Origin of the sequence: Herpetosiphon geysericola, from assembly GCF_001306135.1 — a bacterium.
Lineage (GTDB): Bacteria > Chloroflexota > Chloroflexia > Chloroflexales > Herpetosiphonaceae > Herpetosiphon > Herpetosiphon geysericola.
Genome location: NZ_LGKP01000004.1, coordinates 27648 through 49110, shown reverse-complemented (window position 1 = coordinate 49110; position 21463 = coordinate 27648). Strand labels below are relative to the sequence as shown.

Genomic DNA, 21463 nt, shown 5'->3' with positions numbered 1-21463 from the left:
GCTCAGCTAGGTTTATGGCTGAGCCAATATTTGCATTTCAACTGCCTGTTGGTGCGCAAGATGCCAAATCCCAATCCAATCGGAACCTAAAGTATGTTTTACTTGATCCAATAACGCAGTAAATTGTGTCTGTTCGTAGACCGAACGCTGGCGTTGGGTTTGCCGATGGAGCTTATCGGAACGACTCAAACATGTCAAAGCTCGCTCATAGCTATGGATCGTTGTGTAATAACATGCCAAATATTCAAGGGTTCGCGCTAATTCACACAGATCACCAAGCTGCTGATGGATTGTTAATGCTTGATACAGCCATTGGTAAGCTTGAGCTAAATGAGCATTGTGGATTGCCAGCGCGCCAAGATGGGTTGCGAGCATGCCGATGAGGCTGTGGTCACCTGCTAATAAACCAAACTGATATGCAGCTTCAAGGCACTCTTTACATTCGTTGAAACGGCGTTGCTCAAAATGGATAATGGCTTGATAGCGCAAAACCGTAGCTTGGCCCCATAGATCGTTGTGGGTTTGCCAATAGATCAGCGCCTGTTGCGCAGCGGCGGCTGCATCTGCATAATTGGCTTGTTCGAGCGCCAATTCGGTCAAATTACCATAACAAATAGCTTGAATTGAGCCATGATTATGCTTTTGGGTATGCTCAATTGCCTGAGCAAGATAGTGTTTTGCCTCTGCATAATCGCCTATCATCACTGCGGTTAGCCCATAATTTGCTAAACCCCACGCAATGCCTTCGCTATGCTCAAGCGCTTGCCATAAGCCTAATGTGCGTTTAAAAAGCTCTTTGGCAGCGTGTAATGCGCCTTGTAAACGGGCAATATTGCCGGTGATCAAATTAAGTCGTGCTAGTTCCAAGTTTGAGAGAGTTTGCGACGCTAATAATTGCTGACACCACCCATAGCCCTCGACGGCAAATCCTTGAGTCAACCAAAAGCGCCATAATGAGCGAATCAATTCAAGCGCATGGCTCCCACTTGGTTGGCTTAGAAACCATGTTAAGCTTCGTCGATAGTGGGGATATTCTTGCTTAATTGCTGCATAGATCGGAGCTTGCAAGCTTGTTGCTTGAATTTTTGTTGCAGCTTGTTGCATATGTTGGGCATAATAAGCATAATAACGTTGCATAACACTATCACATTGCGCATCTGCTTGGAATAGATATTCAATAAATACAGCTACAACCGTATGCATTGAATAGCGAGTTGTTTGATTCGATCCATCAACCTGAAGCAGATGATAATCAATTAATCGCTGTAAGCAACGATTCAAGCTTGATTGCTCTAGTTGTGTCCATGATTGAGCTGCTGCATAATCCCACGTATAACTCTGACCACAACCAAGCAAAATAAAGCATGCCTGAGTTTCCGGATCTAATTGCTGGAAGCTCCAATCGATAATACTATGTATATTTTTATGCTGTGGTGGATGATTAGTAAGTGTCGTATTAATATCTAATAATGATTGCTGTATATTTGTATATAAATCTTCGATTGACAAATAGCGAATATAGGCAGCAATAATTTCAATTGCTAAGGGAATACCACTAACTAATCGACAGATTTTACTAATAAAGGATATATTTTGGCTAGTAATTTGAAAATTAGCATTAGCCGCAGTAGCACATTGATAAAATAATCGAATAGCTGGATATTCGGCAATATCTTGCCAATTATAGATATTTTCGTCAGGAAAATCTAATGGATTTATAAGAATAACGTGTTCATAGTTTAAATTTAATACTTTCCTGCTTGTAATAAGTATTTTTATAGAAACTGTATTTTTAATCAGATGATCAATTACTTGATCGAAATCGACTAGATGCTCCAAATTATCGATGACGAGTAGTAATTGTTTTGTATATAAATATTCTTGAATTTGCTGTAGTAATGAGTGTTTATTTAATTCAATAATTCCAAACTTATTGGCTATGGTGCGCAATGCTGCTTGTTTAGTATCAAATTCATTTAATCGAATAAATACTATTCTATGATTAAATGAATGTTCTAAGAGAGAAACAACGCTCAAGGCAAGCCTTGTTTTTCCAATCCCACCTAAACCAGTTAACGTAATCAAACGAATCTCTTTTTGCGCACATAATCGTTGGATTAAGGCTTGCTCTTGTTCACGTCCAATAATTGGTTGTCCATAGAATTTCGCAAGCTCTTTTGAGCGATCATGGTTTGGATGATCAACTTGTTGACTATTAAGACAGGCAGCTAAGTGTTCAAAAAGCTGTTTTTGGTGGCGATGAAAGGTTGCATGATGAATATGTAACAATTGAGTATAGGTATCGACAGAAGCACCAGGATATTGCAGCAGAGTTGCTAATAAAAGTTGTTCTTTTTCTTTTAAAGGCATTGTTGTCATATAGGTATATAGTTGGGTAATGCCACCGAGTTGTTGACTATACTGCAACCAATGAGGATTAGCTAAAAACTTTGTGGGTTTTTGAATCGCTTCTTGAATCGCTTCTGCTGTCCAGCGTACAACTACATCAGTCATAATGCTCTGATCCATCTATAATTAAGCAGCTGTAAAATAATAGTATGTTAAACTAGCCCTGAGTATTTTGCCACTAGGATTATATCAATGGATGTGCTAGAGCGTGAATTACAACTGACCTATTGCACCAATATTCACCCTGCCAATGGCTGGCCAGCAGTCTTGGCTGGCTTACAACAACATGTGCTCGATCTCAAACAGCGGGTCGCGCCCGACCAAGCGTTTGGCATTGGCCTGCGGCTTTCGGGCCAAGAAAGCCACGAATTATTGCAGCCAACTGCTTTAGCTGCCTTTCAAGCCTGGCTTGCTGAACATAACTTATATGTTTTTACCCTGAATGGCTTTCCTTATCACCCGTTTCATCAACAACCTGTCAAAGATCAGGTGCATGCGCCCGATTGGCGCGAGCCTGAACGGGTTGCCTATACGCTGCGCTTGATCGAGATTTTGGCGGCGCTGCTGCCCAAGGGTATGCATGGCTCAATTTCGACCAGCCCGTTGAGCTACAAACCATGGTTTGCTGATTTAGCCAGTGTGCCTTGGGCTTTGCTCAATCGCCATGTGCTGCATGTGGTTGCTGCCTTGGTGCTGCTTGAACGCGAGCGCGACATTTTCATTCAACTGGCCTTTGAGCCAGAACCAGATGGCTTGCTCGAAACCAGCAGCGAACTGATCAGCTATTTTGAACAGTTGCTTGCTGTTGGCGCTACCGAATTGGCGGCCATGCTCAATTGCTCATTGCACGAAGCCCAAACTGCGATTCGCCGCCATGTTGGCGCTTGCTTGGATACCTGCCATTGTGCGGTGGCCTACGAAGCGCCGCGCACGGTGATTACCAATTATCAAGCAGCAGGCATGAGCATTGCCAAAGTGCAGCTAAGCTCGGCCTTGCAAGTGCAGCTTGGGGCCGATCGTCAGGCTGTGGCGACAGCCTTAGCACCATTTAGCGAGGCAATTTATTTGCACCAAGTGATTCAGCGCAATCGTGATGGCTCGTTGCTGCACTACCGCGATTTGCCCCAAGCCTTAGCTGCCATCGATGATCCCCAAGCCTGCGAATGGCGCATTCATTTTCATGTGCCGATTTTTACAAGCAGTTTTGGGGTGCTCAATGCCACCCAATCAGCCTTGCGAGAAAGTTTGCAGTTTTTGAATGAGCAGCCCTACAGCCAGCATTTAGAAATCGAAACCTATACCTGGGATGTGCTGCCAAGCCAATTAAAGCTCGCTCTCACCGAATCGATTGCGCGAGAATATGCGTGGGTGTTGCATGAACTCAAAGCCTAAATCTGGCTGGTTTGGCTATTTGGAGTTGATGCGGATCTCCAATAATCCGACCGTGATCAGCAATACCTTAGCTGGCGTGGCCTTGGCTGGCGTGAGCATCGGCGATTGGCGGGTCTGGCTGCTTGCGCTGGCATTTAGCCTCTTTTATAGCGCTGGCATGGTGTTTAACGATTGGTGCGATTATGCGATCGACTTGCGTGAACGGCCAAATCGGCCTTTGCCCAGCGGTCGCGTCAGTCGCAAAGCTGCTTTGTTGCTGACAATTGGCTTGTTTGTGGTTGGCCTAGGCTGTGTAGCGCTGGTGAGTTTGCCTGGTTTGCTGTGGGCTAGTTGCTTGGTTGGCTTGATTGTGCTCTACGATTTTTGGCATAAAACCAATCCAATCAGTCCGTTGCTGATGGCTGGCACACGGATTTTGGTTTATCTCAGCACAATTGTGGCCTTGGGTGTTGATTTTTCGTGGCAGGCCTGGCTGGCAGTTGGCCTGCTCTTTTGCTATGTGATGGGCTTTACCTTTATCGCCAAATCGGAGCTACGCCCGCAATTGAAGGCGCTGTGGCCTGCGTTGTGTGTGCTGCTGCCGGCTGGCTATGCTTTAGTTACGCCCGATTTTAGCCCGATTATTGTGAGTGTGGGCTTGCTGAGTTGGGTCTTGCACAGCATCAGTTTGGTCTATCGCCAGCGTTTGATTGGCCCAGCGATTGGCCGTTTGATTGCAGGCATTAGCCTCTTCGATGCCCTCGTATGCATTGTTGCTGGCAATTTATGGGCTTGCTCGTTGGCAATTGCCGCTTTTGGCCTTACTCGGTTGGCTCAACGCTCTATTCAAGGAACCTAAAATGCATAAAACTGTTGTAATTAATGTTGTTGGCCTAACGCCTTCATTAATTGGCCAACATACGCCACGCTTACGCGCATGGCAGCACAAAACTGCCCAAGCTTCAATTAAACCAATTGTTCCAGCTGTAACCTGTAGCATGCAGGCAACCTACCTAACTGGCAAAATGCCCAGCGAACATGGAATTGTGGGCAATGGCTGGTATTTTCGTGATGAATGTGAAGTTAAATTTTGGCGTCAATCAAATAAATTAGTGCAGGCTCCGAAAATTTGGGAAGCGGCCAAAGCGCTTGATCCAAGCTTTACCTGTGCCAATTTGTTCTGGTGGTACAACATGTATTCATCAGCTGATGTTGCCGTCACGCCGCGCCCGATGTATCCTGCTGATGGGCGAAAATTGCCTGATATTTACAGCCAGCCAGCCGAATTACGTGATGATTTGCAACGTGAGCTTGGTCAGTTTCCGTTATTTAATTTTTGGGGACCGAATTCTTCAATTGCTTCATCACGTTGGATTGCCAGCTCAGCCAAAACTGTTGAGCAGCGCTATAATCCAACGTTGAGCTTAATTTATCTGCCGCACTTAGATTATTGTTTTCAGCAATATGGCGCGAATATTGAACGCTGTGCAGCGCAATTGGCTGAAATTGATCAAGTTGTTGGCGATTTACTTGATTTTTACGCGCAACGCAACGCTCGAATCATTATTTTATCGGAATATGGCATTACCAGCGTTAATCGACCAGTGGCAATTAATCGCTTGTTGCGGGCAGCAGGCTTAATTGCTGTGCGCGAAGAATTGGGCCGCGAATTGCTTGATGCTGGCGTGAGCAAAGCTTTTGCTGTGGCTGATCATCAAGTTGCCCATGTCTATGTGAATGATTTAAGCTATTTGGAACGCGTCAAAGCCTTGCTTGAAGCTACGCCGGGCATTGCCAAAGTGCTTGATGCTGAAGGCAAACGCGAATATGGCCTTGATCACGAGCGCGCTGGTGAGTTGGTGGCAATCGCCGAGGCTGATGCATGGTTTAGCTACTACTATTGGCTTGACGATCAGCGTGCGCCTGATTTTGCGCGGGCGGTGGATATTCATCGTAAGCCAGGCTACGACCCTGCTGAGCTGTTTGTTGACCCCAGTTTGCGCGTGCCAATGGCCAAAATTGGCATGACCTTGGCCAAGAAAAAGCTCGGCTTTCGCTATGTGATGGATGTGATTGGGCTTGATCCAACGGTCGTGCGCGGCTCGCATGGCGTGATTAGCAGCGATCCTGATCATGCGCCACTGTTGCTGACCAATCAGCCAGAGCTTTTGCCCGAAGCTGCCTTGCATGCCACCGATGTCTACCAAATTTTGTGGCGACACCTTATAGAAGGATGAATTATGAGGGATGAAGTCAAAAGTCAAAAAACTGAATCCCATAGCCCATAGCCATCCTTCGTGCGCTTCGTGGCAAAAAATAATTCTTCGTGCCCTTCGCGCTCTTCGCGGTTTCAGCCTTTGTGCGCTTCGTGGATCAAAATGGCTAAAACAAATTTGTAGCGAGCAGCGTCCTAGTACAAGCCTAGATCAGGTGCTGTCAAAGGAGATGTCGATGGATAAACCACTAAATTATGTGATTTCGTTGCCAGAGCGCACGCTACGAGCAGGCGCAGCCTTAGTTGGCGGCTTGGTCAACGAGGCCAGCAATGTAATCGTTCCCAAGAGTTTGCGCAATACGCGGCTCTATCAAGTAACATTTGAACGCTTGCTGCGCATCACAATCGAATTGGTTGGCGATGTAAAAAATGTCTATACTGACGAAACGATGGGTATTGAAGAACTGACCAAGCGCAAAATCGCTGGCAATGCTGTCGAATTGGTCGGCTTTTTGAGCCTTGGTTGGTCGCCGCTGTGGTTTTTGGCCGCAGCCTCCGATGTGACGAGCGGCACGCGCACCTATTTGGCGGCGCTAGTATCTGAGTTGCAACAACGCCAATTGTTGCCAGCAGAAGCCAATATCGATTCGGTCGATGCCTTGCTCGAACGCTTGGAAGGTACCTCCGGCGTAGCCGCCGATACCGTGGACTTGCCACCGCTTGATGTTTCAGCTTTGCGCAGCTCGTGGGAAACGATCAAAGCCAATGCCAGCAGCTTGCCTGCCCCAACCGCTTTGGCCGATACCTTCGACCAACTGCGCGAAACCGCCCGCACCGAAGGCCAATCGTTGCTTGATGTTTCAGCTGTGGTTGCCGCAGGCGCGTTGCAAGCTGGCTGGAGCTTGGGCAATACCCATATTTTTGAATATTATCGCGAGTCGTTGAATGCGATTCAAGAAGAGGGCTTGCTTGAGTTTGCTCGCCGTGTCACTACGCCATATTTTGAGCGGGCTGCCAAGCACTTCGACCCAGCAGAAGAAACCTATACCGATCGCTTTTTGCGCCAATTGGATGGGCCACCAGCCCCTGAACAACCTCAGGCCACTGAACAAACCCAAGCAACCAATATTCCGATCGTCAATGAGGATTCAAAACCAGCTGACGAAGCGAAGTAAGCAGCGCTTGCTTCAACCCCTCTTCCAACCCGTTGGAAGAGGGGTTGTTAATGCTGCTATTTTGCTGATTAAGCTGTGAAAGCAGATAGTTAAATCATCCACTTTTGTCTTAATCGCCCTACTAAAAAATGTATTAATAAAACGTGTTTTAGGGCTTGACAATGGGCTAAATCGCAGCTAGCATAAACACAATCTCTCACTGTAGGGAACCTATTTCGCTCCACACTATGGGGTAAACGTATGCTGTCGCTGACGACTGCTCAACGTGATCTATTGTACCTTTTGCTCACCACCGAAACCCCAATCGGGGCTGCGGCGCTCGGCCAGTCTTTGCATCTCACGCCACGCCAAGTTTCCTATAGTTTACGCAGTATTAAGCTTTGGTTGGCTCGGCGCCACGCCAGTTTACGCCAAGTGCCAGGGGTTGGCATTCAACTGATCTGCTCGCCATTGCAACGCCAACGCCTGCATGCTGAGCTTGAATCGCAAGCCAAATTTCAATTGATTCTTACGCCGGAGCAACGCGGCCAGCTTTTGGGCTTGGTGTTGTTAATTACGCCTGAACCATTGACCCTCAACCAGCTTCAGCACGATTTGGCAGTTGCGCGCACGACGGTGCTCAAAGATCTCGATGTGATGGAGCTTTGGTTGGCAAGTTTTGGCTTGCAAGTGGTGCGGCGGCAACATCGTGGCTGCTGGATTGAAGGGCCGGAATTGGCCAAACGCCAAGCAATTGCAGCCTTGTTATGGGGCGATGTGCCCTTCAGTTTGCCAATTATCACGCTTCAGGCTGGGGTTGGCTTTGATTTTGTGTTGCAGCAGGATGCAGCGCTCTTGCCAATTATTCAACGGATCAATAGCTTTTTGCACGAGCTTGATTTGGCTGAGGCTCAACAGCAGGTCATTTGGGCTGAAGCACAGTTAAATGCCCGCTTTAGCGATCAGGCAATCAGCCTGCTTAGTTTGGCTTTGGCCTTGCAACAGCAGCGGATCAGCGCCCAGCATTACCTGACGTGGCATCCTGAAACCTTGCATTGGCTTGAGCAACAAGTAGTTTGGCCAATTGCCAGCCAATTAATCATTGACTATGGCTTGGAGCAAACGCCAAGCGCTAGACAGGCCGAAATTGCTGGCTTGAGTTTGCAACTGGTCTGTGCCGCGCGCGAACGACCATGGCTCAAGCAACGCGAAACTGATCATGTGACCCATAACTTAATCAATCGATTGATTGATCTGATTGCCACAAGCTACACTGTGCCAGCTTTAGCCAACGATCAGCTTTTACGTGATGGCTTAGAGGCATTAATTCCGCCTGCTTGCAATCGTCAACGCTTTGGCTTGTGGGTTCCGACCCATCAGGCCAGCGAAACCCTGAGCGAGCGCTATGCAGCCGAGCGGCGCATGGCCGACATGATTGATCGAACTTTGTTGGCGACGATCGGCGTAACCTTGCCGCTTGATGCCCGCGCTGAACTGATTTTGCTCTTGCGCGCGGCGGTTGTGCGGGCGCGACCAGTCCAAACCCGCAATATTTTGGTGGTTTGCCCAAGTGGTATGGCCACAACCCAACTTCTGGTGGCGCGGCTCAAAGCGCGTTTTCCCAAGCTTGGCATTTTTGAAGTGCTATCGATGCGCGAGCTCTCTGCAGAACGTTTGGCCAAGGCGGATTTGGTGATTACAACTGCGCCGCTCGCTCTGGCTAGTGTGCCGATTGATGTCATCCAAGTGCATCCGATGTTGCACCCAGAAGATATTGCCGCGCTCACCCAGTGGATGGTTTAGGCTGCGAAATAATCGCATTTTGTCGCAATTGAGCGAATAAAAAGCAAACTAATAAAATGGGTTTTATGGCTTGACAATGGCCTAAAACGCTTGTACCGTAAGAATAGAACAAACACATCGAACCTCTGTCCATCCGGAGCTATCTCCCTCGATTGACAATCTACGACAGGAGCGTCGCGATGGTGTAGGGCACTGCCAAAACACCACGGCGAACCTCTTCTTAGCGGTGTGTGTGAAACCGTGGGTGACTGTTGCTCCGCGAACAACCCGGGCGTTAGCGAGCAGAACCACCATTCTGAAATCCACGGCCAATCAACGACGATTAACAATGACTTCAAAGGAGAAACGCCCATCATGCGACAGCATATTCAGCGCTTTGGCAGCTTCTTGGCTGCAATGGTTGTTCCGAACATTGGTGCGTTCATTGCTTGGGGCTTAATCACCGCTCTGTTTATTCCCACTGGTTGGATTCCCAACGAAGACTTTGCCAAGCTGGTTGGCCCAATGATCACCTATTTGTTGCCAACCTTGATTGGCTACACTGGTGGCAAGATGATTCACGATACCCGTGGTGGGGTGGTTGGCGCTGCCGCAACTATGGGTGTGATCGTCGGGGCCGATATTCCGATGTTTATCGGGGCCATGGTTATGGGGCCGCTTGGTGGCTATTTGATGAAGAAAATCGACGAATTCCTCGAAGATCGAATGCCAACCGGCTTTGAAATGTTGATCAATAACTTTTCTGCTGGCTTTTTGGTAACTGGCTTAGTGCTCTTGGCCAATGTGGCAATCGGCCCAGTTGTGGAATTTTTGAGCGATGGCTTAGGTTCGGGCGTGCAATTCCTCATTGATTCGCGCTTGTTACCAGTCGCCGATATTCTGATCGAACCAGCCAAAGTGCTGTTCCTCAATAACGCGATTAACCACGGGATTCTTGGCCCCTTGGGTGTGGCGGAAGTCAAAGAGAGTGGCAAGGCGATTCACTTCTTGCTCGAAAGTAACCCTGGTCCAGGCTTGGGATTGCTCTTGGCCTTCTGGTTTGCTGGCAAAGGCAACCTCAAGCAATCGGCTCCAGGTGCTGCCGTGATTCACTTCCTCGGCGGGATTCACGAAATCTATTTCCCCTATATTTTGGCTCGCCCCATGATGATTGTGGCAATGTGGGCTGGTGGGATTGTGGCCGACCTCTGGTTTGTGATTTGGGATGCTGGTTTGGTTGCCACGCCATCACCTGGCTCGATCTTTGCCTATTTTGCGGTTATTCCACGCGGCGGCCATTTTGCGGTCTTAGGTGGTGTGGTTGTAGGGATTATCGGCTCATTTGTGGTTGGCTCGGTGTTGCTCAAACTCTTCCCAGGCCAAGAAGCTGTTGAAGCCGAACAAGAAGCAGCCGAAATGACTGGCGCAACCGTTGCCGCTCACTAATTAATTTCAAACAAGGAGGTTTGTTATGGCTCAATCAATTGCCGCCGCCGATGTTTCAACCATCGTATTTGCCTGTGAAGCAGGGATTGGCTCAAGTTTTATGGGCGTTACTGCGCTCAAAAAGAAACTCAAACAAGCCAATCTGAGCATTAGCGTGGTGCATAAATCGGTGCGCTCGTTGCCAACCGATGCCAAACTGGTGTTGGTGCATAAAGGCTTGGCCGATTTTGCCCGCAAGCAAGCGCCAAATGCCGTGGTGATTGCCTTCAGCCAATTCCTCAACGATCCAGTGTTCGATCAGGTTGTGCAAAGCTTGCAGGATGGCACTGATCTGGTGGAGGCCTAAAATGCCAATCTTATCAAGCGAAACGATTCGGCTAGGCGCCAGCGCTGCGAGTAAACACGAGGCCATTCAACAAGCTGGAGCCTTATTAGTTGCTAGCGGCTGTGTTTCGGCTAATTATGTGGCTGGCATGTTGCAGCGCGAACAAGTTATCTCAACCTATCTTGGCAATGGGGTAGCGATTCCGCATGGCCAGCACGAAAATATGGCCGATGTGCTGCGCACTGGCATCGCTGTGGTGCAGTTTCCCGCTGGTGTTGAGTGGGAGCCAGGCGAGTTGGCCTATTTGGTGATTGGGATTGCCGCCAACGCCGATGAGCATGTTGGCGTGTTGGCCAATTTGGCCGAAGTGATCGAGGATGAGCAAATTGTCCAGCATTTAGCCCAAACCAGCGATCCGTTGCAGATTCTTGAGCACTTAGGGCGAGCGCGTGAGGAAGAAGCCTACAACGAGGAAAGGCATCATGCAGGAGCTTGATTTGGTCATTCACAACTCGGCAGGCCTGCATGCGCGGCCTGCCCGAGTGCTGGTCGACCTTGCAAAACAATTCAAATCGACGGTGCATATTCGGGCTGGCAACAAGCGAGTTAGCGCCAAAAGCATGATCGCAATTTTGACCTTGGGTGTTGGTTGCGGCCAAACGGTTCAAATTGACATAAATGGTGAGGATGAGGCGTTGGCCGCCGAAGCATTGGCAAGCGCCGTGCGCGAAGGCTTAGGCGAAGGCCCCGCAACCCATGATAGCGTCAAGAATGCCTTAGTTGCTGCTCGCAACGGCAATGGCACGCACAACGGCCATAGTCACGCCGAATCAAGCATTGCTGTGGCTGACGTTGTGCCAGTCAGCGCCCCAATTCGTGCTGAACCGATCAAGGCTGGCTCAAGCATCCAAGCGATTGCTGGTGCGCCTGGGATTGCGGTTGGCCCAATTTTGCGCTACGAACGGGCACGAATTGAGATTAACCACACATTTAGCGGCGTGGATACTGAGCTACGGCATTTGCAAGCAGCCTTGAGCACCGCCCAACAACAATTGGTGGCGCTACGCGAACAAGTGCTGATACGGGCTGATGCCAGCGAAGCAGCAATATTCGATGTTCACCGCGATCTGCTGGCCGATCCAGCGTTGCTCGAAGCAGTGCATGGCGCGATTCAGGCTGGGCAGGCGGCAGCGGTGGCTTGGCAAACAGTGATCAATCAACAGGCTGCGGCAATTGCCCAACTTGACGATCCACTTTTGGCCGAGCGCGCGAGCGATCTGCGCGACGTTGGCGAGCGCGTGCTGCGCTTGTTGGCTGGAGCCGAAGCCGCCAGCCTTGACGAACATTGGGCCAAAACCAAGCAGCCCATGATTGTGGTTGCCTATGATCTCACGCCTTCGGAAACCGCAGCCTTTGATCCGGCCAAAGTGCTGGGCTTTTGCACAGCGGTGGGTGGCCCGAATGCGCATACGGCGATTTTGGCTCGCGCCTTGGGGTTGCCAGCAGTGATTAGCGCTGGACCGAGCGTCTTGGAATTGGCCACTGGTACCGAGGTTATTCTTGATGGCACTGCTGGGACGTTATTAATTAGCCCAGCGGCTGAGGCGATAACTGCTGCCAAAACTGCTCAGCAACGCGAGCGCGAGCACAAAGCCTTGGCTATGCGCAGCGCCAAATTGCCAGCCACGACCGTTGATGGCCAGCATATTGAAGTTGTGGCCAACATTGGCGGCCTGAGCGAAGCCCAACAAGCCACAAGTTTGGGAGCCGATGGCGTTGGCTTATTGCGCACCGAATTTCTGTTTTTGGAGCGTACCCAAGCCCCAACCGAAGCCGAGCAATTTGCAACCTACCGCGATATTGCCCAAGCCATGGGCGCTGCACCAGTGATTGTGCGCACGCTCGATATTGGCGGCGACAAACCGTTGCCATACTTAGCCTTGCCTGCCGAGGAAAACCCATTTTTGGGCGAGCGCGGCATTCGGTTGTGCTTGGCTCACCCTGAGTTGCTGCAAACCCAATTGCGGGCAATTTTGCGCGCTGCCAGTTTTGGCCGCTTGCGGATTATGTTCCCGATGATTGCCGATGCTGGTGAATTACGCCTTGCCAAAGCTGAAATTGAGCGGATTCGAGCTGAATTACAGCTGCCACCAATCGAAATCGGGATCATGATCGAAGTGCCTTCAGCTGCATTAATGGCCGATCTTTTGGCTAATGAAGTTGATTTCTTTTCAATTGGCACCAACGACCTGACCCAATATACCTTGGCGATGGATCGCACCCACCCAACCTTGGCCACCCAAGCAGATGGCTTACACCCAGCGGTGCTACGTTTGATTGCGCGCACGGTTGAGGCGGCCCATGCTGCTGGCAAATGGGTTGGAGTTTGCGGCGAGTTGGGCGCTGATCCGCAAGCTGTACCAATTTTGGTTGGGCTGGGCGTTGATGAACTGAGCGTCAGCGTGCCCGCCATTCCAACGGTTAAAGCCCAAATTCGGGCCTTGAACTTTGCTCAGTGCCAAACAGCTGCCCGTCGTGCATTGGCCTGTGCCACTGCCGCCGAAGTACGCCAAGGAGCGTTCGACCAATGACCACTTTTGACCACTACCAAGCGCCTGATGACCCGATTGCCGCAACCACGGTTGCTTGGAATATGTATGGGGCTGGGGTTGAAAATATTGGGCGCGATGCCCAACCTGAAACCTTTGCCGTGAGCGAGCCTGCCGATAATCAATTATTAGTGCGGGTCGATGCGGTCGGTATGTGCTTCTCCGATGTCAAGTTAATTCAGCAGGGTGGTCGCCATCCCAAGCTATATAATCGCGATTTGGCCAGCGAGCCAACCCGCTTAGGCCACGAAGCAGCCTTAACCGTGCTCAAAGTTGGCAAAGATCTGCAAGCTCAGTATCAGCCAGGCCAGCGTTTGGCGATTCAGCCCGATATTTACCAAGATGGCATGAGTACGGCCTATGGCTATACGATTCCTGGTGGCCTGACTCAATTTCACCTGCTTGGCGAGGAAGTGCTGAATGCAGACGATGGAGCCTATGTCTTGCCAGTTGGTGCGGGTATGGGCTACGCCGAAACCGCATTGACCGAGCCATGGGCCTGTGTCGAAGGAGCCTACACCCAGCGCCGCCGCCTTGAACCCAAAGTTGGTGGCACATTATGGATTATTGGCAATGCGAATGATCAAACCAGCTACAGTTTTAGCACTGGCTTGGATGCGCCAGCCAGAATTGTGTTGAGCGATGTACCGCAGCAATTGCGCGACCTTGTGCAACAAACCAGCAAGGCCGAAATTATTGTGCGCGATGGCTTGAGGATTGATGATTACGCCGCGCTACGCAGCGAATTGACCAGCAACCAAGGATTTGACGATGTGATTGTGCTTGATCCACGCTCGGCGAGCCAAGTTAGTGCTGCTGCGCGTTTGGTGGCCCGGCGTGGCACGTTTAATTTGGTTGGCCAAACTGCGCTCGATGGCTTGCCTGAGATTGATGTTGGGCGCATTCACTACGATTATATTGCTTACGTTGGCACAAACAGCGCAGACATTAGCGCAGCCTATGGTGAAGCACGCAATCGTTGCGATTTGCAGCCACATGGCGTAGCGGTCTTTGTTGGCGCTGGTGGCCCGATGGGCCAAATGCACGTCCAACGGGCAATTGAATTGCCGAATGGGCCACGCACGATCATTGCAACCGATGTTAACGATGATCGTTTGCGCGCTTTGGATCGCTTATTTCGGAGCTTGGCTGAGGCCCGCGGCAAACGCTTGGTCTTGATCAACCCAACCGTTGAAAATTCGTTGCATGCCACGGTTATGCTCGAAACCGACGATCTTGGCGCTGATGATGTGATTGTGAGCGTTCCAAGTGGCCCGTTGATGGGCGATGCTGCCACCTTGCTTGCGCCAAATGGCATGCTGGTGTTGTTTGCAGGCGTCCCGAATGGCACCTTTGCGCCATTGAATTTGAGCAATGTCTATTTGGCCAATGCTCAATTTACAGGCACATCTGGCTCGCGGATTAGCGACCAGGCCACGGTGATTCAAAAAACCTTGGCTGGCGAGCTATCGCCAAATCGCTCGGTGGCGGCGGTTGGTGGCATCGAAGCAGCGCTTGATGGCGTCAAAGCCATGATGGCCGGAACCTATGCAGGCAAAGTCGTGATTTTCCCGCAGTTGAGCGGCCTACCATTGACTGGAATTGATCAATTGCACAACATTTGCCCTGAGGTTGCTACGAAACTTGGCGAGGGCAATGTTTGGAATCCTGAAGCAGAACAAGCGTTAATTGAACATTTCTGGCAAGGCTAAATTTGTACTGACATTAAATATCAAGCCAGTTCCTTAGAAAATAAGGAACTGGCTTTTTTGCATGATGTTTTTGGGCTAAAAAAACGACTCCCAATTAGTTGTTGCTAATCGGGAATCGTTTGAATGGGGTGGCTAAAGGGGCTCGAACCCTCAACATCCTCAGCCACAGTGAGGCGCTCTGCCATTGAGCTATAGCCACCACATTTTTTTGCCTCAGTTACTAAGGCGTTAGGATTATAGCACGATTGGCTTGGCATGTCAAATTGAATCAAGCGGCTCAGCCAGTGTCATGCTTCTGGTTGAGCTGGGGTGAAAATCGTGGCAAATTGGCTAGCGACAGCCCAAAAGCCTGTGATAGACTGGCCATGGCGTTGTGTCCGCAGCAAAACCAAAGGAGGCCTTGATGCGTCGCATACTTGTTGTTGCTTTAATGGTTGGCTTGATTGCTGCTTGCAGTTCCAATTGGGCTGGGCCACCGAGTGCCCAGAGCACGCCCGCCAATCCTACCAATTTTCCGCCGACTCCCCAAAGCTCGCCAAGCATTGGTCAATGCCCGGTTTTTCCGCTTGATAATATTTGGAACACGCCAATCGACAATTTGCCTGTGCACCCGCGTTCGAGCCAATATATTGCCAGCATTGGCGCCAGCGAAAGCTTGCACCCAGATTTTGGCGCAGGCCAATGGAATGGCGGCCCAATTGGCATTCCATATGTGGTTGTGCCTGCCAATCAACCAACCGTAAGCGTGAATTTCATCGATTATCCTGATGAGAGCGACCCAACCACTGGCGCAGGCCAATATCCCGTGCCACCGAATGCGCCGCGCGAACATGGCAGCGACCATCATGTGTTGGTGGTGCGCGAGGGCGAGTGCAAACTCTACGAACTTTACAATGCAACCAAGATTAACGATACAACTTGGAATGCCAGCAACGGCGCGATCTTCGATTTGCGTTCGAATGCGTTACGGCCTGCGGGCTGGACTTCGGCAGATGCAGCGGGCTTGCCGATTTTGCCTGGTTTAGTGCGCTACGAAGAGGTGCAAGCAGGCGAAATTCGCCATGCAATTCGCTTTACCATTCAGCGTTCGCAAAAAGCCTATGTCTGGCCCGCCCGCCATTTTGCCTCGTCGCTTACTGACCTGAATGTGCCACCAATGGGCATGCGTTTTCGACTCAAAGCCTCGTTCGATATTGCGGGCTTTTCCAGCGAGGTGCAAGTTATTTTACGCGCCATGCAACGCTATGGCATCATTGTGGCTGATAATGGATCGGATTGGTATATTTCCGGCGCGCCGCATCCAAATTGGGATGATAGTGATTTGGGCAGTGCGTTTGATCAAATTCGGGGCGAGCATTTCGAGGCGGTTGATAGCTCAAGTTTGCAATTTACCGCCGATTCGGCAGCAGTTGTAGCCAGTGCCGCACCGCAGCCAAGCAAGCTTGCAGAATTTGGTGGCGTTGATCAAGGTCAACAATTGCGCTATGCGATTACTGTGGTTGGCACGGGCAGTTCGCAAACGATGAATGATCAATTGCCAGCTGGCTTGACGATTGTTCCAGCCAGCGCCACAATCAGCCCAAGCAGCTTGCCAGCGCCAACGATCAACAACAATAGCGTGCAGTGGAGCGGCACAATTCCCAATTCGCAGAGTGCCGTGATTAGCTTTCGTGCTAGCGTCAGCACCAATGAGCGCCGCCTAATCGTCAATACAGCCCAAATTAATAGTCGCAGCATGCATGCCAGCATTATTGCCAACGGCTACCGAGTTTGGTCGCCGCTAGTGCGTAAGATTAAGTAGGAGGTTTTGTGAACCAATTTGAGCCAATCTATCACCCTGAAAGTCGCCCGCTTAGCCTCTGGCTTGCCCCAAATAGCAAGCCTGCTCGGGCAGATCTGGCGCGTGAATGTCGGGTGCGTGGCTTGGGTGTCGAACGTGATCCAAGCCATGCAGCAAGCGCCATTCGCGAACATATCGCTGCTAGTCAAGGAGTCGTGCTCTATCTCGATTCACTCAAAGTAAGCGTTGATCAGCCGCTTGGGGTAGCGATTCTCTATTTGCAAGAACATCCCGAAACGCCGTGGTGGCTGGTGTGTGATGGAGTAGAAATCGCCGAAGTTCGTGAAGCAGCGAACTTTCAATATCTACCGTTTGCGCAATTGCAACAGAGCTGGCAACTCGACCACCATAGCCCAGTGCAGATAGCACAAGCATTGTTGAAGCTGGTTTTTCAGCGCTTTATGCGTCAAAATGACCCTTCCTGGCTGAGCCTGCTGGCAACCACTCACACCGCTGCCCCAGCCAAAGGCGCGCATATTGCCCTCGATTGGAGCGATTGGACGCAGGATTATGCCATTGATAACGCAGCCTGGCCAGTTATTCAGCAGGCGCTTATTGATGTTAAAAATGTGATTGTTGGGCAAGCAATTGAACGCTTATTGATTCTGCCGCAGGTGCATTTAACCGCTGCGCTGCTGATTGGCGCAACCTTCAACACCAGGGTTTCTGGGCTTGAACAGCTTTGGGTGGCAAACGACTTCAACAAGGCCCTAACTTGGTGGAATTGCAATGCCCAAGGCACTGCTCATGGGCTAAAAACCCAAATCAGCATGCTTAATCAAGGGCAAGCTGTAAGCATGGAATGGGCAATTACCCAACCAGTCGCCAAAGTCGTCCAACCAATTGAACGCTATATTGAACGCCAACTCCAGCAGCTCAAACAGCGCAACCTGTATGCCAAAGCCGATCAGCAACGTTTTGATATTGAATCAAGTTTGCAAGCGAGCGCCCTAGCCCATTTCTTTCGCAGTGAATTATTGGCGCAAGATTCGCCGCTGGTGCATCTGTTTGCAGCAATGCCTGCTGCTTTGGCAGTCTGCTTTGGGCGGCAACTCAATGCCTGCCCGCCATTACAATGCTATGAATTAAAGGGCCATACTGATTACGAACCATCATGGATTATTAGGGTTTAGGCTTGCTCACCACGTGCCCAGAATATGCTATACTCTAGGGGTCATGGCAAGCCATGATCCCTCAATATTGGCGGGCGTAGCTCAGTTGGATAGAGCATCGGTCTTCTAAACCGACGGTCGTGGGTTCGAGTCCCGCCGTCCGTGCCAAAACCCTTCTTTCCAAACGTTAGCGGGCAAATCCAAAAGCACATGAGTGATATATGCAGCACTGGCGCATTACCACGCCATTAAGTGGCCGCTTTGCTCCCCGAATCAATCATGCTGGCAGGCCATTTTGGTGCGCTTTTGATTATCATGTCGTGGATGATCCAACGAGCGATAGGCTGATGGTAGTGGCTTCACAGGCCGCAGTTGCGCCAACCCTTACGTGGTTTCCTCAGCTGCGCGCAGGCATGCAAGCTTGTTGGCAGCAACTTGCTGACGATGGGGTGCTGTTGGTCGGGGTTTGGATAACAATTGAGCAGATTGCGACCCATCCAATTGATACAACTGCGCAAGGCTGTCACTATTACGGTTCGGCCTTTCTGGCATGGCTTTTTCGTGAGCATGCGCACATCATTTCACCATAATGCTTCATTGTGCTACTTCAACCCGTGCCCAATAGGCTTCATAGCCAAAAAAGATAAGTATTCCAATTGCATAACTCACCAGATCCCAGCCATTAAAGGTTGTGCCAAGGACGATCGCTATGAGCCTCAACAGGCTGTTCTCATGGCTGCGCATGGCAAGCGGAATGTTTGTCAGTTGAAACAGCTCGATTAGCACCACAACCCCAAAACTAATCAGCGCTGCCTTGGCGAGCGTCAGCCTCGGCGCAAGCACAAGCAGCAGCATAAACAACATTGCCGCATACAACGCATCGCCAAGATAATTATCGAATAGCACGAATCCGCTCGAAACCAGCCGCGACCCAATGCCACTGAGGATAATCGCGCCAAGCACAATAATTCGGCGGGTTATTGGCTTCATCAACATAGACTCCAAATATTCATCAATTGACTCATTTCTTCCAACCAGCACCTAGGCAGTTCACTTTTTTCATATTGACCAGCTATTAGTAATGCAGGAAAATGTGCGCACATGTTGGCGCTGCTTTAGTATCCTCAAACGAGGATTATGTGCTTAATTGAGAGGATACGATTAACTATGCGTTCTACTCTGCGTTTGTCAATTGGCTTGGTGAGTGTGGCGCTGCTTGCGCTGAGTAGCCTACTGGGCGTGAATGCGCGCCAACCAGCGAGCGGGTTGCCCATCAGCGGCACATGGGATAGTAGCCTTGGCCAAAACTTGCAACAACCAGCCACGATCTCCTCATTAACCCTCGATCAAAATGGCGATCTATATGTGGTTGGCGATTTTCACTCGGTCAATGGTCAAGCAATTAATGGATTAACCAAATGGGACGGCGCAACCTGGACAAACTACAACTTGCATGCAGATGATATTAATAAAATTCGCGCCGTTGCAACCTATAGCAATACGCTCTATGTTGCGGGCCAATTTACGGACCTGCAGAATCGCCAAATTAATCATATCGCTGCTTGGGATGGAACGAATTTTCAGGCCTTTGGCGAAGGCCTATGGGGAACGCTTGAGCAAGAATTCGCCGAGCCAATTGCCTATGCGCTGCATGTCTATAGCGATACGCTGTATATTGGCGGCAACTTTAGTGGCTTTAATGGGTGGCAGTCATTTGGGGTTGCTCAATGGAATGGGACAGTGACCCCCCAACTGATCGAGTTCAACGATACGGTCAGTAGCTTTATCAGCACGCCTGAGGGCTTAGTTGCTGCTGGTGAATTTTGGAAGTTTAACTTCCAACCTGCACAGCTTGCGCGACTAGAACAAAATCAATGGGTTCCGATTAATTTTGGCTGGCCCACAATGCATTTACAAGCTTATACAATTGGTATCAGCACCTACCTTGTCACGCGATCGTGGTATGCTCCCTTTCCAAGCCAAGTGTATCGTTGGCACAATAGTCAACGGGAGCTGATTGGGCCAACCCATCCTGGGCCGATTGATGCGCTGGTTGGCTTTGATAATACGTTGTATATGCAAAGTGGCAATCAGCTTTGGGTTTTGAACCAAGATCAATGGGTTCCAGCTCAATTGCCCTTTGAAATTACCAAGCTTAGTGCCTTGGCATCCGATGGTGAAACGCTCTATCTTGGTGGCCATATGACGCTTGATGGTCAGCCTCAGCAGTTGGTCGCGTGGGATGGCAGCACCGCCCAAGGGCTAGGCAGTTTTGTTGGCAAGCAGCATGTTCAGGCCATCGCTGGCGATCTTGGTCAACCAATGATTATCACCAAGCAATTGACTGCTACGAATTTGGGCACAATTCAACGCTGGAGTGGCAGCCAATGGAATACGCTGGCAACTGGTGATACGGCGCTTATTGAGGCCCAATTACATAGCTTAGGCCAACAAGCCTATGTCTTGTTGAATTTTCCGCGTGCTTTGAGTATCGCTGCGCCAGCGAGCAATATTTGGCATTGGGAGAATAATGCTTGGCAAAGTGGTGTGCTGAGCACAACGAGCTATATTAAATGGCATCGTTCTGGCCAACAATTGTTCACCTTGCTTGCCCCAATGCAAGCGAATCTCCCAATTACCGGGCTGGTTGAGTTTGATGGTCAAAACCTTATCCAACGCCAAACGAGCGAATCATACTGGGATTATGGGGAGCAAATTTTTGTCCATCAAAATCAATTCACTAGAATTGAGTTTGAGGCATTACAATGGGTGTATTTTCTCCATCTCTCGCACTGGAATGGTACTAAATGGCAAGATGTTAAAATCCATGAATTGGGCAAAATTGACCATCATTTTGTTGCTTGGAACAATGAGCTGTATATGGCGAATAGCGATGGTCAATTCTATCGCTTTGATCAAGCGTTGAATCTGATCGAAATAGCCCAATTTAATGGGCCAATTACCACGATGCAAGGCCTTGAAGGTGGCGGCTTGTATATCGGCGGCGATTTTATGCAGGTCGATGGCGTGACGACTGGGCCAATTGCGCGCTTTGATGGTAATAGCTTTAGCGCTTTGGCAAGCTATCCGAATGGGGCAGTGCGCAAACTTGCGGTCGATTATAACCGCTTGTATGCAGTTGGCGATTTTAGCAAAGTCGGCGAAACTGATTCGTTGGGGGTTGCTGTATTCAATTTTGCCAGCCCAGAATTAACTCCAACCCCAACCAATACACCAACCGCGACCAACACCGCGACCGTAACCAATACGCCAATGCCGACCAATATCGCAACGGCGACTAGCACGCCGACGACTGCGACCGCAACTAGCACGCCAACGCCAACCAATACACCAACGCCAACTAGCACGCCAAGCGCAACAATTTCGCCAACGCCAATTGCCCCGCTATATCGGCTGTATGCGCCGCTGACGATGGCCCGAATTGACCGATAAACTGGGCTGAAGAATCGGGGTGGTACGATTGTTGC

Annotated in this window: 16 protein-coding genes, 2 tRNA genes and 1 pseudogene; 16 read left to right on the top strand and 3 right to left on the bottom strand. The window is 50.0% G+C overall.

Annotated elements, in window-relative coordinates:
• Window positions 1-12: 12 nt before the first annotated feature.
• Window positions 13-2514 carry an ATP-binding protein gene (locus SE18_RS01200; RefSeq protein WP_054532591.1) on the bottom strand — a complete coding sequence of 834 codons (2502 nt, stop codon included), beginning with the start codon at window positions 2512-2514 and terminating at the stop codon, window positions 13-15.
• 87 nt (window positions 2515-2601) lie between these two features.
• Here SE18_RS01200 and eboE point away from each other — a divergent pair, with 87 nt between their 5' ends.
• The 10 genes from eboE (at window position 2602) to SE18_RS01155 (ending at window position 15023) form a co-directional block, all read left to right on the top strand.
• Window positions 2602-3801: a metabolite traffic protein EboE gene (eboE, locus tag SE18_RS01195; RefSeq protein ID WP_054532590.1), complete on the top strand. Its 1200-nt coding sequence runs from the start codon at window positions 2602-2604 to the stop codon at window positions 3799-3801.
• On the top strand, window positions 3785-4639 hold the full coding sequence (locus tag SE18_RS01190) for a UbiA family prenyltransferase (RefSeq protein WP_054532589.1): 855 nt from the start codon (window positions 3785-3787) through the stop codon (window positions 4637-4639). The genes eboE and SE18_RS01190 overlap by 17 nt, the downstream gene beginning before the upstream one ends.
• A gap of 1 nt (window position 4640) precedes the next feature.
• Window positions 4641-6017 (top strand): alkaline phosphatase family protein, encoded by a 1377-nt coding sequence (locus SE18_RS01185; RefSeq protein WP_054532588.1) that lies wholly within the window; start codon window positions 4641-4643, stop codon window positions 6015-6017.
• Window positions 6018-6231: 214 nt separating this feature from the next.
• Window positions 6232-7170, top strand: a complete 939-nt coding sequence (locus tag SE18_RS01180) for a hypothetical protein (protein ID WP_054532587.1) — start codon at window positions 6232-6234, stop codon at window positions 7168-7170.
• 240 nt (window positions 7171-7410) lie between these two features.
• Window positions 7411-8952: a BglG family transcription antiterminator gene (locus SE18_RS01175; protein WP_054532586.1), complete on the top strand. Its 1542-nt coding sequence runs from the start codon at window positions 7411-7413 to the stop codon at window positions 8950-8952.
• A gap of 354 nt (window positions 8953-9306) precedes the next feature.
• Window positions 9307-10377 (top strand): PTS mannitol transporter subunit IICB, encoded by a 1071-nt coding sequence (gene mtlA / locus SE18_RS27910; protein WP_152976518.1) that lies wholly within the window; start codon window positions 9307-9309, stop codon window positions 10375-10377.
• Window positions 10378-10402: 25 nt separating this feature from the next.
• The gene (locus SE18_RS27905; RefSeq protein WP_152976517.1) at window positions 10403-10723 is read left to right on the top strand and encodes a hypothetical protein; all 321 of its coding nucleotides are present in this window, start codon (window positions 10403-10405) and stop codon (window positions 10721-10723) included.
• Between the two features lies 1 nt (window position 10724).
• Complete coding sequence (locus SE18_RS27900) at window positions 10725-11198, top strand: PTS sugar transporter subunit IIA (RefSeq protein ID WP_054532585.1); 474 nt, start codon at window positions 10725-10727, stop codon at window positions 11196-11198.
• The gene (gene ptsP / locus SE18_RS01160) at window positions 11185-13293 is read left to right on the top strand and encodes a phosphoenolpyruvate--protein phosphotransferase (protein ID WP_054532584.1); all 2109 of its coding nucleotides are present in this window, start codon (window positions 11185-11187) and stop codon (window positions 13291-13293) included. The genes SE18_RS27900 and ptsP overlap by 14 nt, the downstream gene beginning before the upstream one ends.
• The gene (locus SE18_RS01155) at window positions 13290-15023 is read left to right on the top strand and encodes an alcohol dehydrogenase catalytic domain-containing protein (protein ID WP_054532583.1); all 1734 of its coding nucleotides are present in this window, start codon (window positions 13290-13292) and stop codon (window positions 15021-15023) included. The genes ptsP and SE18_RS01155 overlap by 4 nt, the downstream gene beginning before the upstream one ends.
• A gap of 124 nt (window positions 15024-15147) precedes the next feature.
• On the opposite strand, the gene SE18_RS01150 is transcribed toward SE18_RS01155, so the two are convergent.
• Window positions 15148-15222 (bottom strand) — tRNA-His (locus tag SE18_RS01150).
• 204 nt (window positions 15223-15426) lie between these two features.
• Between SE18_RS01150 and SE18_RS27070 the strand changes: the two are divergent.
• From SE18_RS27070 to SE18_RS01130, 5 genes and pseudogenes are all read left to right on the top strand, one after another.
• Window positions 15427-16425 (top strand): annotated as a pseudogene (locus SE18_RS27070) (hypothetical protein); the annotation flags it as partial.
• On the top strand, window positions 16405-16824 hold the full coding sequence (locus SE18_RS28295; protein ID WP_407928463.1) for a hypothetical protein: 420 nt from the start codon (window positions 16405-16407) through the stop codon (window positions 16822-16824). The pseudogene SE18_RS27070 and the gene SE18_RS28295, both read left to right, overlap by 21 nt.
• A gap of 8 nt (window positions 16825-16832) precedes the next feature.
• Window positions 16833-17996, top strand: coding sequence for an SAVED domain-containing protein (locus tag SE18_RS01140; protein WP_054532582.1), 1164 nt, complete (start codon window positions 16833-16835; stop codon window positions 17994-17996).
• 70 nt (window positions 17997-18066) lie between these two features.
• A tRNA-Arg gene (locus SE18_RS01135) sits at window positions 18067-18143 on the top strand.
• Between the two features lie 53 nt (window positions 18144-18196).
• Complete coding sequence (locus SE18_RS01130; protein ID WP_054532581.1) at window positions 18197-18565, top strand: hypothetical protein; 369 nt, start codon at window positions 18197-18199, stop codon at window positions 18563-18565.
• Between the two features lie 4 nt (window positions 18566-18569).
• Here the strand turns inward: SE18_RS01130 and SE18_RS01125 are convergent, their stop codons facing one another.
• Window positions 18570-18965, bottom strand: a complete 396-nt coding sequence (locus tag SE18_RS01125; RefSeq protein WP_054532580.1) for a ribosomal maturation YjgA family protein — start codon at window positions 18963-18965, stop codon at window positions 18570-18572.
• A 177-nt stretch (window positions 18966-19142) separates the two neighbouring features.
• On the opposite strand from SE18_RS01125, the gene SE18_RS27780 reads away from it, so the two are divergent.
• The gene (locus SE18_RS27780) at window positions 19143-21428 is read left to right on the top strand and encodes a hypothetical protein (RefSeq protein WP_054532579.1); all 2286 of its coding nucleotides are present in this window, start codon (window positions 19143-19145) and stop codon (window positions 21426-21428) included.
• Window positions 21429-21463: the final 35 nt, after the last annotated feature.

What these genes read in the sequence shown, in the direction of transcription:
- SE18_RS27905 (WP_152976517.1), top strand. Translation starts at nt 10,403, where the DNA reads ATGGCTCAATCAATTGCCGCCGCCGATGTTTCAACCATCGTATTTGCC.
- SE18_RS27780 (WP_054532579.1), top strand. Translation starts at nt 19,143, where the DNA reads ATGCGTTCTACTCTGCGTTTGTCAATTGGCTTGGTGAGTGTGGCGCTG.
- SE18_RS27900 (WP_054532585.1), top strand. Translation starts at nt 10,725, where the DNA reads ATGCCAATCTTATCAAGCGAAACGATTCGGCTAGGCGCCAGCGCTGCG.
- SE18_RS01180 (WP_054532587.1), top strand. Translation starts at nt 6,232, where the DNA reads ATGGATAAACCACTAAATTATGTGATTTCGTTGCCAGAGCGCACGCTA.
- SE18_RS01200 (WP_054532591.1), bottom strand. Translation starts at nt 2,514, where the DNA reads ATGACTGATGTAGTTGTACGCTGGACAGCAGAAGCGATTCAAGAAGCG.
- SE18_RS01175 (WP_054532586.1), top strand. Translation starts at nt 7,411, where the DNA reads ATGCTGTCGCTGACGACTGCTCAACGTGATCTATTGTACCTTTTGCTC.
- SE18_RS01190 (WP_054532589.1), top strand. Translation starts at nt 3,785, where the DNA reads ATGAACTCAAAGCCTAAATCTGGCTGGTTTGGCTATTTGGAGTTGATG.
- SE18_RS01125 (WP_054532580.1), bottom strand. Translation starts at nt 18,965, where the DNA reads ATGAAGCCAATAACCCGCCGAATTATTGTGCTTGGCGCGATTATCCTC.
- SE18_RS01155 (WP_054532583.1), top strand. Translation starts at nt 13,290, where the DNA reads ATGACCACTTTTGACCACTACCAAGCGCCTGATGACCCGATTGCCGCA.
- mtlA (WP_152976518.1), top strand. Translation starts at nt 9,307, where the DNA reads ATGCGACAGCATATTCAGCGCTTTGGCAGCTTCTTGGCTGCAATGGTT.
- eboE (WP_054532590.1), top strand. Translation starts at nt 2,602, where the DNA reads ATGGATGTGCTAGAGCGTGAATTACAACTGACCTATTGCACCAATATT.
- SE18_RS01130 (WP_054532581.1), top strand. Translation starts at nt 18,197, where the DNA reads ATGCAGCACTGGCGCATTACCACGCCATTAAGTGGCCGCTTTGCTCCC.
- ptsP (WP_054532584.1), top strand. Translation starts at nt 11,185, where the DNA reads ATGCAGGAGCTTGATTTGGTCATTCACAACTCGGCAGGCCTGCATGCG.
- SE18_RS01185 (WP_054532588.1), top strand. Translation starts at nt 4,641, where the DNA reads ATGCATAAAACTGTTGTAATTAATGTTGTTGGCCTAACGCCTTCATTA.